At 73.0% G+C, this 17895-nt stretch carries 15 protein-coding genes and 1 pseudogene; 6 read left to right on the forward strand and 10 right to left on the reverse strand.

Features of this window, described 5'->3' with window-relative positions; all coding sequences use genetic code 11:
* Positions 1–97: 97 nt before the first annotated feature.
* The 7 genes and pseudogenes from ACIGJO_RS08030 to ACIGJO_RS08060 form a co-directional block, all read right to left on the reverse strand.
* A complete protein-coding gene (locus ACIGJO_RS08030) occupies positions 98–778 on the reverse strand; it encodes a hypothetical protein (protein WP_399953741.1) in 681 nt (226 codons plus the stop codon).
* A gap of 53 nt (positions 779–831) precedes the next feature.
* Positions 832–1692: a transporter substrate-binding domain-containing protein gene (locus ACIGJO_RS08035; RefSeq protein WP_399953744.1), complete on the reverse strand. Its 861-nt coding sequence runs from the start codon at positions 1690–1692 to the stop codon at positions 832–834.
* A 53-nt stretch (positions 1693–1745) separates the two neighbouring features.
* Positions 1746–2531 (reverse strand): hypothetical protein, encoded by a 786-nt coding sequence (locus ACIGJO_RS08040; RefSeq protein WP_399953746.1) that lies wholly within the window; start codon positions 2529–2531, stop codon positions 1746–1748.
* A complete protein-coding gene (locus ACIGJO_RS08045) occupies positions 2528–3064 on the reverse strand; it encodes a hypothetical protein (protein WP_399953749.1) in 537 nt (178 codons plus the stop codon). Before ACIGJO_RS08045 ends, ACIGJO_RS08040 begins: the two co-directional genes overlap by 4 nt.
* Positions 3065–3177: 113 nt before the next feature.
* Positions 3178–4218 (reverse strand): DUF2891 domain-containing protein, encoded by a 1041-nt coding sequence (locus ACIGJO_RS08050; RefSeq protein ID WP_399953752.1) that lies wholly within the window; start codon positions 4216–4218, stop codon positions 3178–3180.
* 61 nt (positions 4219–4279) lie between these two features.
* Positions 4280–4767: pseudogene (locus ACIGJO_RS08055) on the reverse strand (5-oxoproline transporter, DUF969 family subunit); the annotation flags it as partial.
* 502 nt (positions 4768–5269) lie between these two features.
* Complete coding sequence (locus ACIGJO_RS08060; RefSeq protein ID WP_399953755.1) at positions 5270–6028, reverse strand: GntR family transcriptional regulator; 759 nt, start codon at positions 6026–6028, stop codon at positions 5270–5272.
* A gap of 137 nt (positions 6029–6165) precedes the next feature.
* Between ACIGJO_RS08060 and ACIGJO_RS08065 the strand changes: the two genes are divergently transcribed.
* The 3 genes from ACIGJO_RS08065 (at position 6166) to ACIGJO_RS08075 (ending at position 8620) form a co-directional block, all read left to right on the forward strand.
* On the forward strand, positions 6166–6918 hold the full coding sequence (locus ACIGJO_RS08065; protein ID WP_399954534.1) for a LamB/YcsF family protein: 753 nt from the start codon (positions 6166–6168) through the stop codon (positions 6916–6918).
* A 104-nt stretch (positions 6919–7022) separates the two neighbouring features.
* Entirely contained in the window at positions 7023–7745 is a 723-nt protein-coding gene (locus tag ACIGJO_RS08070) for an allophanate hydrolase subunit 1 (protein WP_399954537.1), read from the forward strand.
* Positions 7742–8620, forward strand: coding sequence for a biotin-dependent carboxyltransferase family protein (locus tag ACIGJO_RS08075; protein ID WP_399953758.1), 879 nt, complete (start codon positions 7742–7744; stop codon positions 8618–8620). Before ACIGJO_RS08070 ends, ACIGJO_RS08075 begins: the two co-directional genes overlap by 4 nt.
* A 151-nt stretch (positions 8621–8771) precedes the next feature.
* Here ACIGJO_RS08075 and ACIGJO_RS08080 read toward each other — a convergent pair whose 3' ends face one another.
* Positions 8772–11078, reverse strand: coding sequence for a heavy metal translocating P-type ATPase (locus ACIGJO_RS08080; protein ID WP_399953761.1), 2307 nt, complete (start codon positions 11076–11078; stop codon positions 8772–8774).
* A gap of 236 nt (positions 11079–11314) precedes the next feature.
* Between ACIGJO_RS08080 and ACIGJO_RS08085 the strand changes: the two genes are divergently transcribed.
* Entirely contained in the window at positions 11315–12004 is a 690-nt protein-coding gene (locus ACIGJO_RS08085) for a copper homeostasis protein CutC (protein WP_399953764.1), read from the forward strand.
* 246 nt (positions 12005–12250) lie between these two features.
* Here ACIGJO_RS08085 and ACIGJO_RS08090 read toward each other — a convergent pair whose 3' ends face one another.
* A complete protein-coding gene (locus tag ACIGJO_RS08090) occupies positions 12251–14323 on the reverse strand; it encodes a HelD family protein (RefSeq protein WP_399953766.1) in 2073 nt (690 codons plus the stop codon).
* Between the two features lie 417 nt (positions 14324–14740).
* Here ACIGJO_RS08090 and ACIGJO_RS08095 point away from each other — a divergent pair, with 417 nt between their 5' ends.
* The gene (locus ACIGJO_RS08095; RefSeq protein WP_399953769.1) at positions 14741–14947 is read left to right on the forward strand and encodes a hypothetical protein; all 207 of its coding nucleotides are present in this window, start codon (positions 14741–14743) and stop codon (positions 14945–14947) included.
* A 156-nt stretch (positions 14948–15103) separates the two neighbouring features.
* Here the strand turns inward: ACIGJO_RS08095 and ACIGJO_RS08100 are convergent, their stop codons facing one another.
* Positions 15104–16747: a DNA repair helicase XPB gene (locus ACIGJO_RS08100; protein WP_399953772.1), complete on the reverse strand. Its 1644-nt coding sequence runs from the start codon at positions 16745–16747 to the stop codon at positions 15104–15106.
* A 196-nt stretch (positions 16748–16943) separates the two neighbouring features.
* Between ACIGJO_RS08100 and ACIGJO_RS08105 the strand changes: the two genes are divergently transcribed.
* Positions 16944–17876 carry a hypothetical protein gene (locus tag ACIGJO_RS08105; protein WP_399953775.1) on the forward strand — a complete coding sequence of 311 codons (933 nt, stop codon included), beginning with the start codon at positions 16944–16946 and terminating at the stop codon, positions 17874–17876.
* Positions 17877–17895 lie beyond the last annotated feature (19 nt).

A 17895-nucleotide genomic window follows, 5' to 3' on the forward strand; every position in this document is an offset into this window, starting at 1 on the left:
ACCCGGACACCGCTTCTGAGGACCTGGCGACCGCTTCCGAAGGCCCCGACACCGCTTCCGAGGACCCGGACATGTCCTACGGGCACCCGGACACGTCCTACGAGGACAGCAGCTCCAGCTCCGTCGTCAGGTTGTGCCGCGCCCTCGGCTCCCACTCCGCCGTCCCGTGCGGCGTACGGAACAGCCTCGGCAGCTCCAGCAGCTGCCGCAGCACCGCGGCCCGGCCCTCCCGGAACGCGTCGTCCGGCACGAATCCGTACTCCTCGCGCACCTGCGCCGCGTACGTCCCGTACTCCTTCGGGCCGCCCGCCAGGACCGCCAGGTCCGCGTCGCAGAGCACCTCGCCGTTGCGGTCGCCGGGCGCCGGGTCGTGGGTGACCGTGAGCCGGACCAGCCGGGCGACCTCCGCCGTGACGGAAGCCGGGACGCCCGCCTCGGACAGCGCGCGCTCGGCGAGCACCGCGCTGCGCTCCTCGTTCTCCGTGCGGTCCGGCCGGTACACCGCGTCGTGGAACCAGGCCGCCAGGCGTACCGCGGCCGGGTCCTCCGCGTGGCCGGCGAGTGTGTCGACGCGGTCCAGGACCGCCGTCAGATGGGCGGTCGTGTGGTACCGGCGCTGCGGCTCCGCCCAGCGGGCCAGGAGGTTGTCGGCGTACGGCAGCGGATCGGGGCCCGGGGACCCGGACCGGGCGGCGGTGAGCGCCTCCCGCCAGCGGTCGCGCAGCACGGTGGTACGGGCGGCGTCCTCGTCGGGTCCGGGCGGCGTCGTGTCGGTCATGGACCCGACCATAGAGGGTGCCCCGCGGCAGGGGCCGGGAGCGTATGCGCGGATCAGTCGGCCGACATGTTCTTCGGTTCGTCCACGCAGGACAGCGAGGAGATCTCGTCCTCCGTGGGGTGCGCCTCGTCCCGCTCGCTCTTGGGGAGCTGCGGCAGATTGTTCTCGACGTCGCGGTCCCAGTCGGGTCCGCTCACATAGCGTTTCAGGACGTCGCGCAGCTTCTCGCAGTCCTCGCGGTGCCCCTTGACCATCGCGATGCCGTAGTCGTTGGGCTCGCCGAACTTGATCTCCGGAACGACCTTGAGTCTGCCCAGGTAGTGCTCCATGAATCCGTACAGGATCAGCTGGTCCGTGGAGACGGCGGACACATGTCCGTCCAGCAGCGCCTTCACACAGGTGCGGGCGTCGGTCTCCCTGCGCAGCCGGATGTTCTCGTACGCCTTGCCGCTCAGCTCGGTGTCGGAGGTCGTGCCCTTCCACACACAGACCTGCTTGCCGTCGAGGTCGGACAGCTCCTGGATGCCGGTGTCGCCCTCCGCGACGAGGACGCCTTGCTGTGTGGAGGCGTACGGGCCCACGAAGTCGAGCCCGTCGCCGCCCTTCTCCTCGGTCTGCATGCGCTTCGGGGTGATCGAGAACGTGGCGGCGACCAGATGGATGTCCCCGTCGTGCAGGTCCCGCGTCCGGTTCTTGGACTGGACGGGGATCGGGCGCGGCGAGTCGTACCCGAGATCCCGGAACAGGGCGTTGACGACCGTGATGTCCAGGCCGTTGAACTCCCCGTCGTGCGGGGAGTAGCTCGTACCCGGCTGATCGCTCTTCGACCCGACCCGGGTGTCGTCGTTCAGGATGGACTCGGTGCCGCACCCCGAGAGGCTCATGGTGAGGAGCGCCGCGGGGACAAGGGCCAACCGTCGGTACCGTGCTGCTCCGGCCATGGGGTCCCCCAGATGTCGTGTGTGCTTCAGCCGTTGTGCAGGGTGCCGAGCGCCTTCTCCAGACGCATGGGGCACCGTGAATCGCTCGTCACGTCCAGGGTGAACTCCACCGGGGTGCCCCGGGTGCCCAGCGCGAAGTCCCGTTCGGACCGGGCGGGTACGGACTCCATGCGCGGCGTGACGCTCGCCGTTCTCGCGGTGATGGTCGCCCTGGCCCGGTGGACACAGGCCGGTTTGGCGGGGTTCTCCTCGCTGATCGTCAGGGCGAGGCGCAGCCGGTCGCGGCGGTCCTCGGCGGCCGGTGCCGCAACGATCAGGGTCAGCGTCCGCCGCTGCACCCCGTCGAGCGGCTGTGCGCCCACGATCTCGATGTTCACGGCCACCTGGCTGTTGTCGGCCAGGGCTTCGAAGCTCACCCAGCTCAGCAGGGAGAACAGGAGCGAGGCCAGCGGCACCCACAGCAGCCGGGGAGCGTGCTCCTTGCTCGGCTCGTTGCCGGCCCTGTTCTTCCGCCGTGCCGCGGCACCGGGGCGGGTGAGGTGGCGTACGGCGCCGAGCGCGGCGGCCGTCAGGAACAGCAGGAACAGCGTGAACCAGCCCGCCTGGCCCTCGAAACCGGCGGGGGGCCAGTCCAGCACCGCGCACACCACCACGAAGCAGACCGGGACGAGGAGCAGCCAGCCGGCGACGGGCGAGGTGCCCATGCTGATGATGTTCTGTGTGAGGGTGCCGATGTGGGTGGCCGCGACGCCCTGGGAGCCGGTGGACTGCGCGGAGTTGCCTGCGGGGCTCTCGTGGCCCGGGGTGGTCATCCCCGGTCCCGCGGTGGCTGCTCCCCGCCCATGATGACGGTGTTGATGCTGCCGGCCGCGATGGAGTGAGGGCCGTGTGCGGTCACCGTGGTGTGCGTGGTGTGCGTGACGGGGGTGGGAGCGGGGACGCCGGAGACCCGGTGCACATGGTCCACCAGGTGGTCGGCGTCCAGCTCCCGGGAGGGGCCGCGCAGCCAGGCGGTCACGGCCCGGGCGAGTGCGCGCCGCTCCTCCTCGTCCAGGCTGTCCAGCAGCGTGTCCAGCTCATCGGCGCGTTCGGCACCGAGCCCGCCGTCCGTGCCGTGTGCTCCATCCGCTGCTCCATCCGCGGACGCGCCCGCCGGATCGGTGGCTCGTTCGCCCCCTGCCTCCCGGTTCCTGGAGACGAGGCCGCGGAAGAATCCCTCACCCGCGGTCACGGTCTGATCGGCGATGCGGTCGGAGGCCGAGGTCAGCACGGCGGAGCCGAACATGGCCGCGGCGCTGGTGAAGGCCGGTGCAAGTGCTGTGGCGACGCTGATCAGTTCTGACACCTGGCACCCCGTGTGTGTTCAGTGGTCTGTCAACAGGGCCATGGTAAAGGCAAGTTCAATCAGTGGGCAGAGTGTTGCGAGCCATCCCGGGAGTCCGTACGCGGCGCGTGGGGTCAGTGCCCCGGCGCGGTGTCCAGGGCCAGCGCGGCGAACGTGGCCAGCCAGTGGTCCGAACTGAAGTCGCCGGACGAGACCGTGGGAAGTCCCACCGTCAGGTGCGCCTGGGCGGAGTCGGCCAGGGCGGTCCGCTCCGGGCCCTCGGGCAGCGCCGCGGCGATCGTCCGCAGAGCCGCCGCCCGGCTCAGGGTGAGGCCCAGCAGATGGCCGATCTGCGGGTCCGCGTGGTCGGAGACCACGGGCGGGGTGAGCAGCGAGGACGTCGCCAGGCCCGGCAGGAAGGCGGCCAGCCAGGTGCGGAACTCCTCGGCGGGCAGCACCCTGCGCACGGTGTCCGCCTCGGTCAGGGCGGGGGAGAGGAAGTCCTGGCCGGACGGCTCCCAGTGGGTGGGCGCGTCATGGTCCGCGGTGAACCAGTCGCGTACCCGGTCCGCCACCGCGCCGAGCACCGGCGCGGCCAGACCGGCACGCTCGCCCGCGTCCAGGATCAGGCCCAGGCCGAACGCGCTGTTGCCGTGGACACCGTGCCGGATCGGGTACGTCGCCCGGGGCAGCCAGCCGGTGAGCAGTTCGCCGACCGCGTCCACGGCGGGGGTGAGGGCGTCGGCCCAGCGGTCGCCGTCCGGGGTGGCGAGCGCCCGGCACTCCGCGGCCAGCGCCACGAGCCACGCCCAGCCGTAGGGGCGCTCGAAGTGCGGCCGGCCGCGCAGATAGGCCGCCTCCACGGTGAGGTTCGCCGGGGTGAGATGGGTGTTCAGGACCTCGTGGACACGGGTGGTCACGCCGGCCGGGAGCTCGCCGGTGGACGCGAAACGGCGCAGGAGCCGGACGAGCAGCCAGTGCATGTGCACCGTGGAGTGCCAGTCGTAACCCCCGTAGAACGCGGGGTGCAGAACGCGGGGCGCGACCAGTTCCTCGGGGCCCGCGTACAGGTGTGCCGGGGCGTTGGGGTATTCGCGTACGACATTGGCGAGGGCCAGCTCGGCGAACGGGAGGGCGTACGCGGCGGGGATGGCGACGGGGAGCGCGGGAGGCATCGGGGTCACTCCAGGGGTGTGGGCGCGGAGGGGGCGGTCAGGGGCGGACGAAGGGGCGGTCAGCGTGCGAGCGGACCTTCTCGCGCAGCTTCTCCGGCAGCGGGCCACCCGCCTTCGCCTCGGCGGCGGCCTCGGCCATGGGGGCGATCAGCGGGCGCACGCTCTGCGCCGGGCCGCCGATGCTGCCGGGCGCACGCTCTGCGCCGGGCCGCCGATGCTGGTGAGGCCGACGGACGCGGTGAGCTGACGGATCAGCAGGTACAGGGCGAGGAAGCGACCGGTGGTCAGCTTGCCCAGCCTGCCGATCAGGGTGCGGGCCTGCTCCTGGAGTCCGTAGCGCTCCAGGAGCCCGATCACCGGCAGCGTGATCACGAAGACGGTCACGGAGCGCGCGGAGGCGAAGCTCTCGCCGAAGGTGGCCAGCACCTCCTGCGGGGAGAGTTTGCCCAGCAGCCCGGTGACGATGCCGGCGACACCCACCACGAGGAGGGGATTGCGGCGGGTGGCGAATCCGAGGATCACCACGAGCACGCCGAGGAGAACGATCACGCGTCGGCCTTCTTCCGCGCATGGACGTGCGGGCATGGGAGAGCGCACGGTCCTGATCAGACGGGGTATCGCGGAGACGTTAAGCGATTGTTCAACAAGCCCACAAGAGTGTGAGCGGCATGGATCGGAAAGCCGGGGGTGCGCTCAAGATCCGCCCGGGTGGGTGGTACGTGCGGGCGGAATGGGAGTGAGGGGGAAGGGGAGGGGAGGGGATGAGGGGTGCGCGAGGCCGGAGGGATGGGCCGGAGGGCCAGGGGGCGGGTACGCCGGAGAGGTGGGCCGACGCCGTTCGGTGGGCCGGGGCTGTTGGGCCGTGAGTCGTTGCGCGGCCAGGGGCTGCTGGGCCGTGGGCCGTTCGGCGGGCCTGGGCCTGCTGGGTTGTGAGTCGTTGCGCGGCCGGGTCCTGCTGAGCCGTGGGCCGTTCGGCGGCCGGGATCCGCTCGGCCCGGAGCCGCTCGGCGGCCTGGGCCTGCTCGGCCGTGAGTCGTTGTGCGGCCGGGGTCTACCGGGCCGTGAGCCGTTCCGCGTACGCCTCCGCGAGCTGGCGGCGGGAGTCCTCCAGGTAGAAGGCGAGCAGCCGCTCGGCGCCCGCCGCGTCGCCCTCGGCGAGCCGGTCCGTGATCTCTCTGTTGCGGGTCAGGTAGGGCTCGTGGAAGCGGCGCGGGTCGGCCATCACGTGGAAGGCCAGCCGCAGCTCGGCCAGGACGTTGCGCATCAGCTCGTCGGTGCGCGGGCTGCCGGCCAGCCCGGCCAGGGCCTGGTGGAAGCGGATGTTCGCGGTCGAGCAGGCGGCCCAGTCGTCCGCCAGGGCGGCCTGCTCGCCGGTGGCCACGGCGGCTTCGACGTCCGTCACGTCGTACGGCGGCTCGCCCAGTGCGCGCAGGGCCGCGCACTCGACCAGCAGGCGTACGCGGTAGATGTCCACCAGGTCGTCGACGGCCAGTATGCGGACGAAGACGCCCTTGTTCAGGCGGTGTTCCAGGAGGCGTTCGTGGGAGAGCAGCCGGAACGCCTCGCGCAGGGTGTTCCTGGAAACGGCGAGCGCGCCGGCGATGGACTCCTCGGAGAGCCGGCTGCCGGGCGGGAAGTAGCCCTGCGAGATCCGGTCGCGCAGGATGGCGGCGACCCGTTCGGCGGTGCCGGAACGGGACAGGGAGGCGCTGTCGGCGGCCAGTTCGGAGAGATCCGGCGTGCCGGTCCGCCCCGCCGTTCCCGCCCCTGACGACGCGCCTGCCCCTGCCCCTGACGTCGCGCCTGCCATGCCCCGCCCCTGCTCGTCGCCGTGTGTCCGCTGTGTGGTGCGTGTGCTGTGTACGCCCAGTGAACCGTACGGGCGTCCCGTTCCCCGGACCGGGCCTTGCCAGGTTGTTGAACAATCGCTAGCGTGCGCCCGTGATGATGGATCTCAACGCGGATCTCGGTGAAGGCTTCGGGCACTGGACCCTCACCGACGACGACGCGCTCCTCGCGTGTGTCACCAGCGCCAATGTGGCCTGCGGCTTCCACGCGGGCGACGCCTCCGTGATGCGGCGGGTCTGCGACGCGGCGGCCGAGGGCGGCGTACGGATCGGGGCCCAGGTCTCGTACCGGGACCTGGCCGGGTTCGGGCGTCGCTCGATGGATGTGCCGGCCCCCGAACTGACCGCCGAGATCGCCTACCAGATCGGCGCCCTGCGGGTCTTCGCGGAGGCGGCCGGTTCCACGGTCTCGTACGTCAAACCGCACGGGGCCCTCTACAACCGCGCGGTCTGGGACGACGACCAGGCCGCGGCCGTCGTCGAGGGCGTCCGGCTGGCGGGCGGCGGCGGCCTAGCCGTCCTCGGCCTGCCCGGCTCCCGGCTGCTCGCCCATGCCGCGGCCGCGGGGCTGCCCGCCGTCGAGGAAGCCTTCGCCGACCGCGCGTACACCCCGCAGGGCACCCTGGTCCCGCGCGGTGAACCCGGTGCGGTGGTGCACGACGCGGACGAGGTCGTACGCCGCAGTGTCGGCATGGCCGTCGAGCGGGCGGTGACCGGAGCCGACGGCGGCCGGATACCGGTCGCGGCGCGCTCGCTGTGCGTCCACGGGGACACCCCGGGCGCGGCGGCACTCGCGCGCCGGGTGCGGACCGCGCTGGAAGAGGCGGGCGTCGCGGTGCGGGCCTTCGCGTGAGCGGGGAGCGTCAGGCACCCGGAGTGCCCGGGACACGTGAGGCGTCCCCCGTACCCGGAGTGCCCGGGACACCTGAGGCGTCCCCCGTACCCGCGAAGTCCGGCGTGCGGGCGGCTCCCGCGAAGTCCGGGGTGCGGGTGCTTCCCACCGGGCGGCAGGCGCTCCTGGTCGAACTGGCCTGCGGCGAACACGCCGAGGCCTTCCACGCGGAGCTGCTCCGCCGCCGCGCCCGCGGTGAACTCCCCGCCGTCCGCGAGATCGTCCCCGGCGCCCGTACGGTGCTCCTCGACGGCATCGCGGACCGCACGGGTGACACCCTGGCCCGGTTCGCCCGCGACCTCGCTTCCTGGCCGGTACCGCCGCTGCGCCGCGACACGGGCGAGGCGGTGGAGATCCCCGTCGTCTACGACGGCCCGGACCTCGCCGAGGTCGCGGCGGTCTGGGGCGTCGCCGCGGACGAGGTCGCGCGCATCCACTCCCGTACCGAATTCCGGGTGGCCTTCTGCGGCTTCGCCCCCGGCTTCGGCTATCTCACGGGGCTGCCCGAGCAGTTGCACGTGCCCCGGCGCACGACCCCCCGCACCAGGGTCCCGGCCGGGGCGCTGGCCCTCGCCGGGCCCTACACCGGGGTCTACCCGCGTCCCTCGCCCGGTGGGTGGCAGCTCATCGGCCGGATGCCGGAGCCGGGCGCCCTGTGGGACCCGGCCCGCGAACCGGCCGCCCTCCTGGGGCCGGGCACGTGCGTGAGGTTCGTCCCGGCGGGGAGCGCGGTGGAGCGCACGGCTGCGGTGACGATGCCCGAGCGTACGGCGGAGACCTGCCCATGACCCCTTCCTCGCTCGAAGTGATCCGCGCCGGTGCCCTGACCACGGTGCAGGACGAGGGGCGGACCGGCTGGGCGCACCTCGGTGTGGGGCGGGCCGGAGCCCTGGACGCGCCCGCCGCCCGGCTGGCCAACCGGCTGGCCGGCAACCCGCCCGGCGCGGCCGTCCTGGAGACCACGGTCACCGGCTGCGCGGTCCGCCCGGCCCGGCCCGCGGTGGCCGTCGTCGGCGGTGCGGCCTGCCGGGTGACGGTCGACGGCAGGCCGGTGGCCTGGGGCGCGCCCGTCCGTGTACCGGCGGGTGCGGTCCTCGACGTGGGGCCCGCGCTGACCGGGCTGCGCGGCTATCTGGCGTTCGCGGGCGGCCTGGTGCCGGAACCGGTGCTGGGCAGCCGCTCGGCCGACCTGCTCTCGGGGCTCGGGCCCGCGCCCCTGCGCGACGGGGACGTACTCCCGCTGGGCCTTCCGCCCGGCCCCCCGGCTGCGTACGGGCTCCGGCTCCCCGACGCCGTGCCCTGGCCCGCCGCCCCCACCGAACTGGTGCTCCCCGTGCGTCCGGGGCCCCGCCACACGTGGTTCACCGAAGCCGCGCTGCGTACGCTCACCACCGCCGCGTACCGGGTCTCGCCGCACAGCAACCGCATCGGCCTGCGCACCGAGGGGCCGGCCCTGGAGCGGGCCCGCGAGGGGGAGCTGCCCAGCGAGGGGCTGGTGCTCGGGGCGATCCAGGTGCCGCCGGACGGGCGGCCCGTGGTGTTCCTCAACGACCATCCGACGACCGGCGGTTACCCGGTCGTCGGGGTCGTGCCGGAACCCGCGCTCCCGGCGGCGGCGCAGGCCGTGCCGGGAACGCGGGTCCGGTTCGTCGTGGGCGGATAGTGCGGGCGGACGGCCGTGGGCGGATGGGGCGGGGGCGCCGCGTCATCACGAGCGGCAGCCCGGCCGGTGTCTCCCCGGCCGGGCTGATCGGCTCCGGTGGTGCTGGGCCGGTGGCCCTGGCGGCCACGGTGGCGTTCAGCGGTCCGCACGCTCAGGAGGCCTTGAACCCCCGCAGTCGCAGCGAGTTGCCGACCACGAAGACCGAGGAGAAGGCCATCGCGGCCCCCGCGATCATCGGGTTGAGCAGTCCGGCCGCGGCCAGCGGCAGGGCCCCGACGTTGTAGGCGAAGGCCCAGAACAGGTTCGTCCGGATGGTGCCGAGCGTCCGGCGCGACAGCCGGATGGCGTCGGCGGCGGCCCGCAGGTCGCCCCGCACCAGCGTCAGGTCACCGGCCTCGATCGCGGCGTCCGTGCCGGTTCCCATGGCCAGGCCCAGGTCGGCCTGGGCCAGTGCGGCCGCGTCGTTGACGCCGTCGCCGACCATGGCGACCGAACGGCCTTCGGCCTGGAGGCGCTTGACGACGTCGACCTTGTCCTCCGGCATGACCTCCGCGTACACCTCGTCGATGCCGACCTCGGCCGCTACCGCTTCCGCGACGGCCCGGTTGTCGCCGGTCAGCAGGATCGGGGTGAGACCCAGGGCCCGCAGCCGCACGATGGCTTCCGCGCTGGTGTCCTTCACCGCGTCGGCCACCTCCAGGACCGCCCGTGCCTCGCCGTCCCAGGCGACCGCGATCGCCGTCCGGCCCGCGGCCTCGGCCTGCGACTTCAGGCGCTCCAGCTCCACCGGGAGGTGGATCTCCCACTCCGCGAGGAGCTTCTCGCGGCCCACCAGGACCGCGTGGCCCTCGACGATGCCCTGGACTCCGAGGCCCGCGATGTTCGCGAAGTCCTCGGGGGTGGGGAGGGTGCCGACTTCGGTCATGGCGCCGGTGGCGACGGCTTGGGCGATGGGGTGTTCGGAGGCGTGTTCGAGGGCTCCGGCGATGCGGAGGACGTCGTGCCGGTCGGTGCCGTCGGTGGTGTGGATGTCGAGGAGGGTCATTTTGCCGGTGGTGACGGTGCCGGTCTTGTCGAGGACGATGGTGTCGACGCGGCGGGTGGTTTCGAGGACTTCGGGGCCCTTGATGAGGATGCCGAGCTGGGCGCCGCGTCCGGTGCCGACCATGAGGGCGGTGGGGGTGGCGAGCCCGAGGGCGCAGGGGCAGGCGATGATCAGTACGGCGACGGCGGCCGTGAACGCGGCGGTGAGGCCCGCTCCGTTGCCGAGCCAGAAGCCGAGCGTGCCGAGCGCGAGGGCGATCACGACGGGGACGAACACGGCGGAGATCCGGTCGGCGAGGCGCTGGGCGGCGGCCTTGCCGTTCTGGGCGTCCTCGACGAGCTTGGCCATCCGGGCGAGCTGGGTGTCGGCGCCGACCCGGGTCGCCTCGACGACGAGACGGCCGCCCGCGTTGAGCGTGGCCCCGGTGACGGAGTCGCCGACACCGACCTCGACGGGGACGGACTCGCCGGTGAGCATGGAGGCGTCGACTGCCGAGGCGCCCTCGACGACGGTGCCGTCGGTGGCGATCTTCTCGCCGGGGCGGACCACGAAACGGTCACCGGTCTGGAGGTCGGCGGTCGGTACGGTCACCTCGCGCCCGTCGCGCAGGACGGTGACTTCCTTGGCGCCCAGCTCCAGCAGCGCCTTGAGCGCGGCGCCCGCCTTCCGCTTGGAGCGGGCCTCGAAGTAACGCCCGGCCAGGATGAACGCGGTCACTCCGGCGGCGGCTTCGAGATAGATGTTCCCGGCGCCGTCGCTGCGGCCGATGGTGAGCTCGAACGGGTGGGTCATGCCGACCATGCCCGCCGTGCCGAAGAACAGCGCCCACACCGACCAGAGGAACGCGGCCGAGGTGCCGACGGAGATCAGGGTGTCCATCGTGGCCGCGCCGTGCTTGGCGTTGGTCCAGGCGGCGCGGTGGAAGGGCCAGGCGGCGTAGGTGACGACGGGGGCGGTGAGGGTGAGGGAGAGCCACTGCCAGTAGTCGAACTGGAAGGCCGGGACCATCGACATCGCGATGACCGGCACGGCGAGCAGCACGGCGGTCAGGAGCCGCTGCCGCAGCGGCCGCAGCGCGTCGTCCTCGGCCGCCTCCGCGTCCCCGGGGCCGCCGGCGGTGCTGCCCGGGCCCTGTGCGCGCGGTGCGGGCTCCTGCGCGGTGTATCCGGTGGCCTCGACGGTGGCGATCAGGTCCTGTACGGAGATGTCCTCGCCCCGGTAGCTGACCTTGGCCTTCTCGGTGGCGTAGTTGACGGTCGCCTCGACGCCGTCCATCCGGTTCAGCTTCTTCTCGATGCGGGCCGCGCACGAGGCGCAGGTCATGCCACCGATGGCGAGCTCGACCTCGGCGGCGGTGCCGCCTTCGGTGCCGGCGGCCGTGGTGCCGGCTGCGGTTGCGTGGTGCGCGGACACGGGTTCCTCCCTGAGTGGGCGTTTATACCCCTAGGGGGTATGTGATGCTGATTCATGTATACCCCCCACCCCTATGAAAAGCAAGGGATTCCCGCGGCCCGTCCCACTCGTTCCGGCGCGTGCTCGCGTATCTTCGCGATCACGCGCTCACATGGAGGGCTGCGCCCCCGGGCGGCTGACCCGTAGGCTGACTATTGGACTAGACCTATAGCTGGTTTCTGGAGGAATGGGGATCCATGAGCAACCGTGCAGTCCTGGAGGTGATCGCGCTCGACGCCGAGGACGCGGTCGCCGCTCAGGCGGGTGGTGCAGACCGCCTCGAACTGGTCACCGACATGGCCGCCGACGGCCTGACCCCGTCCCGGGAGACCTTCGCGGCGATCCGGTCCGCCGTGGACATTCCCCTGCGCGTGATGCTCAGGGTGGCGGACGGGTTCGCCGTCGGTGACATCGACCTCCTGCTGGAGAAGACCCGCGGGATGCGGGCGGAGGGCGCCGAGGAGTTCGTCTTCGGCTTCCTCGACGAGAACGGGTATCCCGACCTCGTCGCCGTCGAGCGGATTCTCGCCGAGCTGGACGGCTGCCGGTGGACCTTCCACCGGGCGATCGACCGGGCGCCGGACCGCGACGCCCTGCGCAAGCAGCTCGCGGACCTGCCCGGCCTCGACACGTACCTCACGGCAGGTTCGCCCGCCGGGGTCGACGAGGGCATCCCGACGCTCCTCGCCGAGGCGGCACGCACGCGCGAGCCGGGCTACGAGCCGCAGATCCTGGTCGGCGGCGGCCTGCACCTGCACCACCTGCCGCAGCTCCTCGCGGCGGGCATCGACGCGGTCCACATCGGCGGCGCGGCCCGCCCGCGCGGCTGGTCGCATCCGGTGGACACGGCGGCGGTACGGGAGTGGCGCGAGGCCCTGGACGGCTGACGGGCGGCCGGGGGAGGCGGTGGCCCGGCCACCTCCTTCCCCGGCGGTGACCGGGCGGTGACCGGTCTTCCTCGGCGGTGACCGGGCGGTGACCGGCCTGCCCCGTCCTGCCCCGGCGGTGATCCGGCCGGTCCCGGCGATGACCCGGGCAGCCCCGGCCGGGCGCGTACGGCAGCTCCGCCGCGACACCGGCCGTCGCAGGCCCTCCGGCGCGCCCGCCGTCCGCGGGTCCTCCGCCGCCCCCGCCTACCGCAGGGCCGCCGGCAGCTCCGCCGCGTGGACCACGGTCAGCCCCGACACGGCTCGGGTGAGCGCCACGTACAGGCGGCGCAGGCCCGTCCGCTCGTCCGGCTCGCCGTCCACCACCGCCGCGGGCTCGTCGAGTACGACGTAGTCGTACTCCAGGCCCTTGGCCAGCGACGCCGGCACCAGTGTCAGCCGGGACTCGGCGCTCGTCTCCTCACCGGGGGACAGCCAGGAGTGACCCGCCCCGGCCAGCGCCTCGGCCAGCGCCGGAATCCGGGCGTCGGCCGCGATCAGGCCGATCGATCCCTCGTGGTCCAGCGACTCCTCGCACGCCGCGACCACCGCCGCGGCCAGGACGTCCGGGCCCGCGACCTCCCGCACGACGAGCGACCCCGGCGACTCACGCACCGACTCGACCGGCGCCAGGCCCGGGGAGATCTCCGGCAGCAGCCGCGAGGCGTACGCGATCACCTCGCGCGGCACACGGAAGCCCGCCGTCAGCTCCTCGACCACCGCGTCCGCCTTGCCGAGGTGGAACAGCGCCTGCTCCCAGCTCTGCGTCGACCAGGGCGTCGTCCCCTGCGCGAGGTCGCCCAGCACGGTCGCCGAACCGGTCGAGCAGCGGCGCCCCACCGCCCGGTACTGCATCGGGGACAGGTCCTGCGCCTCGTCGAGGACGACATGGCCGAGCGAGTGCGTACGGGCCACCAGGTCATGGGCCTCGTCGATCAGCACCGCGTCCGCCGCCGACCACTTCACGGACTTCACGCTCCGGGCGGGCTTGGCCCACAGGATCTGCTTCTGCTCGTCGGCGGTGAGCAGATCCCGCGAGTGAGCGGCCAGGAACTCCGCGTCCGACAGCAGCCGCAGTACCAGCTTCGCCGGGTCCACCGCGGGCCAGATCGCCTTCACGGCGGCCTTCACGGCGGGATTGCGGGCCACCGCGTTCTGCACCCGGTCGTCGGGCGCCTCACCGGCCTCCTCCATCCGTACGAGGACGGCGTGCGCGATCCGCTGCGGCAGCGCCTCATGGGCGGAGCCGTAGCGCATGTCGCGCGACAGCAGCTCGTCGACCATCTCCGCCAGCTCGTGCACGGGCACCCGCCAGCGGCGCGACCCGCGCACCACCACGACCGGCTCGGCCGGGGGCGTCACATGCGAACGGATGGCCCGCCGCAGCACCTGTGCCATCCGGGCGTCGCCCTTGATGACGGCGGCCGCCGCCCCGTCCGTGCCCCGGACCTCGACCTGTGCCGTGACCAGGTCGTCGACGGTGGCCTGTTTCACCTCCAGTTCGCCCAGGGCGGGGAGGACCTGCTCGATGTAGTGGAGGAAGGACCGGTTCGGCCCGACGACGAGCGTGCCGGTACGGGCCAGCCGCTCGCGGTGGGCGTACAGCAGATAGGCGACACGGTGCAGGCCGACGGCCGTCTTCCCGGTGCCGGGGCCTCCCTGCACACAGACGGTCCCGCCGAGCCCGCTGCGGACGATCTCGTCCTGCTCGGGCTGGATCGTGGCCACGATGTCGCGCATCGGACCGACGCGCGGCCGCTCGATCTCGGCCTGGAGGAGCCGACTGGTGCGCGTGGTTTCCTCCGGGTCGGTGAGGTGCTCGTCCTCGTACGCGGTCAGCTCGCCGCCGGTGTAGCCGAAACGGCGGCGCAGCCCGACGTCCTGGGGGTTCTTCGGGGACGCCTGGTAGTACGGCTGGGAGACCGGCGCCCGCCAGTCGATGACCATCGGGTCCCCGGCGGCGTCGTGCACATGGCGCCGTCCGATGTAGAACTGCTCGCCCTCCGCACCCTCGGCCAGCTCGCCGCCGACCGCGTGCAGGTAGTCGAGGCGGCCGAAGAACAGCGGGGTGTGGGAGAGGTCGGCGAGCGCTTTGATGCGGTCGTCGATCTGGGCCTGGAGCACGACGGCGTTGACCCAGTTCGCGGTGACATCGCGGATGTCGAGGGCCTGGACGTCCTCGCGCATGGCGCGCAGGGCCGCCCGGGACGCGGCGAGGTGGGCCCGCTCGTGTGCCAGGGGGTCGGTGGGGGAATCGCTTTCTGCTACGTGCGCGGGCACGGTGTTGCCTCCGGCTCTTCAACGCAGGACGGCGGACCGCGCACTCCGGTGACACGGGAGTCGGCGCGGGTCCGCTCTCAAGGGCGTTCGCACAGGGATACGCGCGGCTTGCGCGTACGAGTGCGGCTAACGGGCTGTCGGCCGGTTTCCGTCCGGCCGGCGGCGCTCCCCCGGCTGCCGGCGTGAGGCCGGTACCACGGTGCGGGAGGCGGGCAGACGGAGGAGTGTATCGACCACCGCCCGTCCCGTCGAAACGGGATCCGTACGGTCGTGGCCCGGAAGGGCATCGGCCGGTGGGCGTACGGCGGGCCGGCAACCCGTAGGGGACGCCGTGCGACCGGAGGTCTACCCGACGGCCCCGCCTGCTCCGACCGAGGACCGACGCGTCGGCGGGGGCGGCCGGAGCACCATGGATACATGAGCACAGCCACCCTGAACCCACGCAGGACCGGCCCCGCGCACGGCGCGACCGCAGCCACCGGTCACCACCGGCCCCACCGCGTCGGCGACGCGCTGCGGGCCGTCAAGGTTTTCACGCGGACGGCGTTCGGCGTCGTCGTCCTGGGGGAGTACGCGGAGGAGGCGGGCGTACTGCGCACCCGGGAAGTACGCCGCACTCGGTGAGTACGCCGCACCCGGGAAGTACCCCGCACCCGGTGAGTACCCCGCACCCGGTGAGTGCGGCGAACCCGATGAGTCCGCCGCACCCGGGGAGTCCGCCGCACCCGGGGAGCGCGAACGCCCCCGCCGCCCCGTCCCCGTCCGCCCTCAGGTGCCGCCTCAGCTGTCGGTCAGCAGCTCGTCCGCGTCGATGATCCGGTACGCGTACCCCTGCTCGGCCAGGAATCGCTGGCGGTGCGCCGCGAAGTCCTGGTCGATCGTGTCGCGGGCGACCACCGAGTAGAACCGCGCCTCGTGCCCGTCGGCCTTCGGCCGCAGCACCCGGCCCAGCCGCTGTGCCTCCTCCTGACGTGACCCGAACGTCCCCGACACCTGAATGGCGACGGTGGCCTCGGGCAGGTCGATGGAGAAGTTGGCGACCTTCGACACGACGAGCACGCTGATCTCACCCTGCCGGAACGCGTCGAACAGCTTCTCGCGCTGCGCGTTGCTCGTCTCCCCCTTGATGACCGGCGCGTCCAGGTGCTCGCCCAGCTCGTCGAGCTGATCGATGTACTGCCCGATGACGAGGGTCTGCTCGCCCTGGTGCTTGCGCACCAGCGCCTCCGTCACCTTGCGCTTGGTCGCGGTGGTGGCACAGAACCGGTACTTCTCCTCGGCCTCGGCCGTCGCGTACGCGAGCCGCTCCGAGTCCGTGAGGTTGACCCGGACCTCGACGCAGTCGGCGGGCGCGATGTAGCCCTGCGCCTCGATCTCCTTCCACGGGGCGTCGAACCGCTTGGGCCCGATGAGCGAGAACACGTCCGACTCGCGGCCGTCCTCACGCACCAGCGTCGCGGTGAGCCCGAGCCGCCGCCGGGCCTGGAGGTCGGCGGTGAACTTGAACACGGGCGCGGGCAGCAGATGCACCTCGTCGTAGATGACGAGGCCCCAGTCGCGCGAGTCGAAGAGCTCCAGATGCGGGTAGACGCCCTTGCGCCGCGTCGTGAGCACTTGGTACGTGGCGATGGTGACCGGCCGGATCTCCTTGCGGGTACCGCTGTACTCGCCGATCTCGTCCTCGGTCAGCGAGGTCCGCTTCACCAGTTCGTGCTTCCACTGCCGGGCCGAGACGGTGTTGGTGACCAGGATCAGCGTGGTCGCCTTGGCCTCGGCCATGGCCCCGGCGCCGACCAGTGTCTTCCCGGCGCCGCAGGGCAGTACGACGACCCCGGACCCGCCGTGCCAGAACCCGTCGACGGCCTGCCGCTGATAGGGCCGCAGCGCCCAGCCGTCCTGGTCCAGCTCGATGGGGTGCGCCTCGCCGTCCACGTACCCGGCGAGGTCCTCGGCCGGCCAGCCCAGCTTCAGCAGCGTCTGCTTGATCTGCCCCCGCTCGGAGGGGTGGACCGCCACGGTGTCCGGATCGATCCGGGCCCCGACCAGTGGCGCGACCTTCTTCGAGCGGAGGATCTCCTCCAGCACGGGCCGGTCGGTGCTGGTCAGCACCAGACCGTGCACCGGGTGCTTGGACAGGGTGAGGCGCCCGTACCGCGCCATCGTCTCGGCGATGTCGACGAGCAGGGCGTGCGGCACGGGGTAGCGGGAGTACTCCACCAGCGCGTCGACGACCTGCTCGGCGTCGTGGCCGGCGGCGCGGGCGTTCCACAGCCCGAGCGGGGTGAGCCGGTACGTGTGGATGTGCTCGGGCGCACGCTCCAGCTCCGCGAAGGGTGCGATCACCCGGCGGCAGACCTCGGCCTGCTCGTGATCGACTTCGAGGAGCAGCGTCTTGTCGCTCTGGACGATGAGGGGTCCGGTCACGCGCTTCGGCCCTTTCTGCGGGGGTGCGGCCGCTGCTGCGGCCAAACGTCCAGTGTGCCGCATGCGGGGTGAGCGGTGGGTGGCTCACGCCACAGAGGTCCGGCAGGGGCGGGGCGAGGCCGGGCAGGGGGCCCGGCGGGCGGCTGGTGGAGAATGATCGCCTGCCGGCAGGTCGTCGGCCCGGGGGAGGAGCCACGTGTCACAGCCGCCCAGTGAGCAGCCGCAGCCGCAGCCGCAGCCGTATCCGCAGCAGCAGCCGCAGTCACAGCCGTACCCGCAGCAGCCTCCGCAGTCCGCGCCGCAGCCCTTCGGCGCGCCGCCCCCGCCCCCGTCCCAGCCCCCGGCCGCGCCCCCGCAGCCCGGCTACGGGCCTCCGCAGCCTCCGCAGCCCGCCCAGCCCGTGGCCGACAACCCGTACGCGCAGCCGGTCCAGCCGTCCCAGCCGGTCCAGCCGTACGCGTACGGGCAGCAGCAGCCCGCACAGCCGCCGCAGCAGTCCCCGTACGGGGGCTACCCGCCGCCGGGACAGCCTCCGCAGGTGCTCGGCGGTCCAGGGGGTCCGGGCGGCCCCGGGAAGCGGAGGACCGGGATCATCGTGGCCGCTTCCGTCGTCGCCCTGGCCGTCGTGGCGGGCGGGGTGTGGTTCGCGGTCGGGCGCGGCAGTGATGACGACGGCAAGTCGCCCGTGGCCAAGGGCAGTCAGGGCACCTCGGCGCCCAGCACGGGTCCGAGCGGTACGACCCCGACCGTCCAGCCGCCGCCGGAGGAGTCGGAGACCCCCGTGAACCCGCTGGTCCCCGAACCGACCGGGACCGGGCTCCAGGCCGTCTGGAAGGCCTCCGACTCCACGATGCTGGCGCTCGGCGACGAGTACGCCGACGAACCGTCCCGGATCAACGCGGTCCTGAGCGACGGCGCCGGATTCGAGTGCAAGGGGCGCTGGCAGAAGGACGGGAGCGGTGACTTCCTGGAGGTCGCGCTCCTGTGCGAGCAGGACGGGAAGCGGGTCGAGAGCAAGGACCGGGTCGGCAATCTGAACCAGAGCGGCGACACCCTGACCGTCAAGTGGAACAAGGGCGCGACCGGCTCGGAGACGTACGAGCGTTTCCGCGACATGGACCCCGCCTGATCAGCGGCTCCGGCTGATC

The organism is Streptomyces sp. NPDC079020, from assembly GCF_044542225.1.
Taxonomy (GTDB): domain Bacteria; phylum Actinomycetota; class Actinomycetes; order Streptomycetales; family Streptomycetaceae; genus Streptomyces.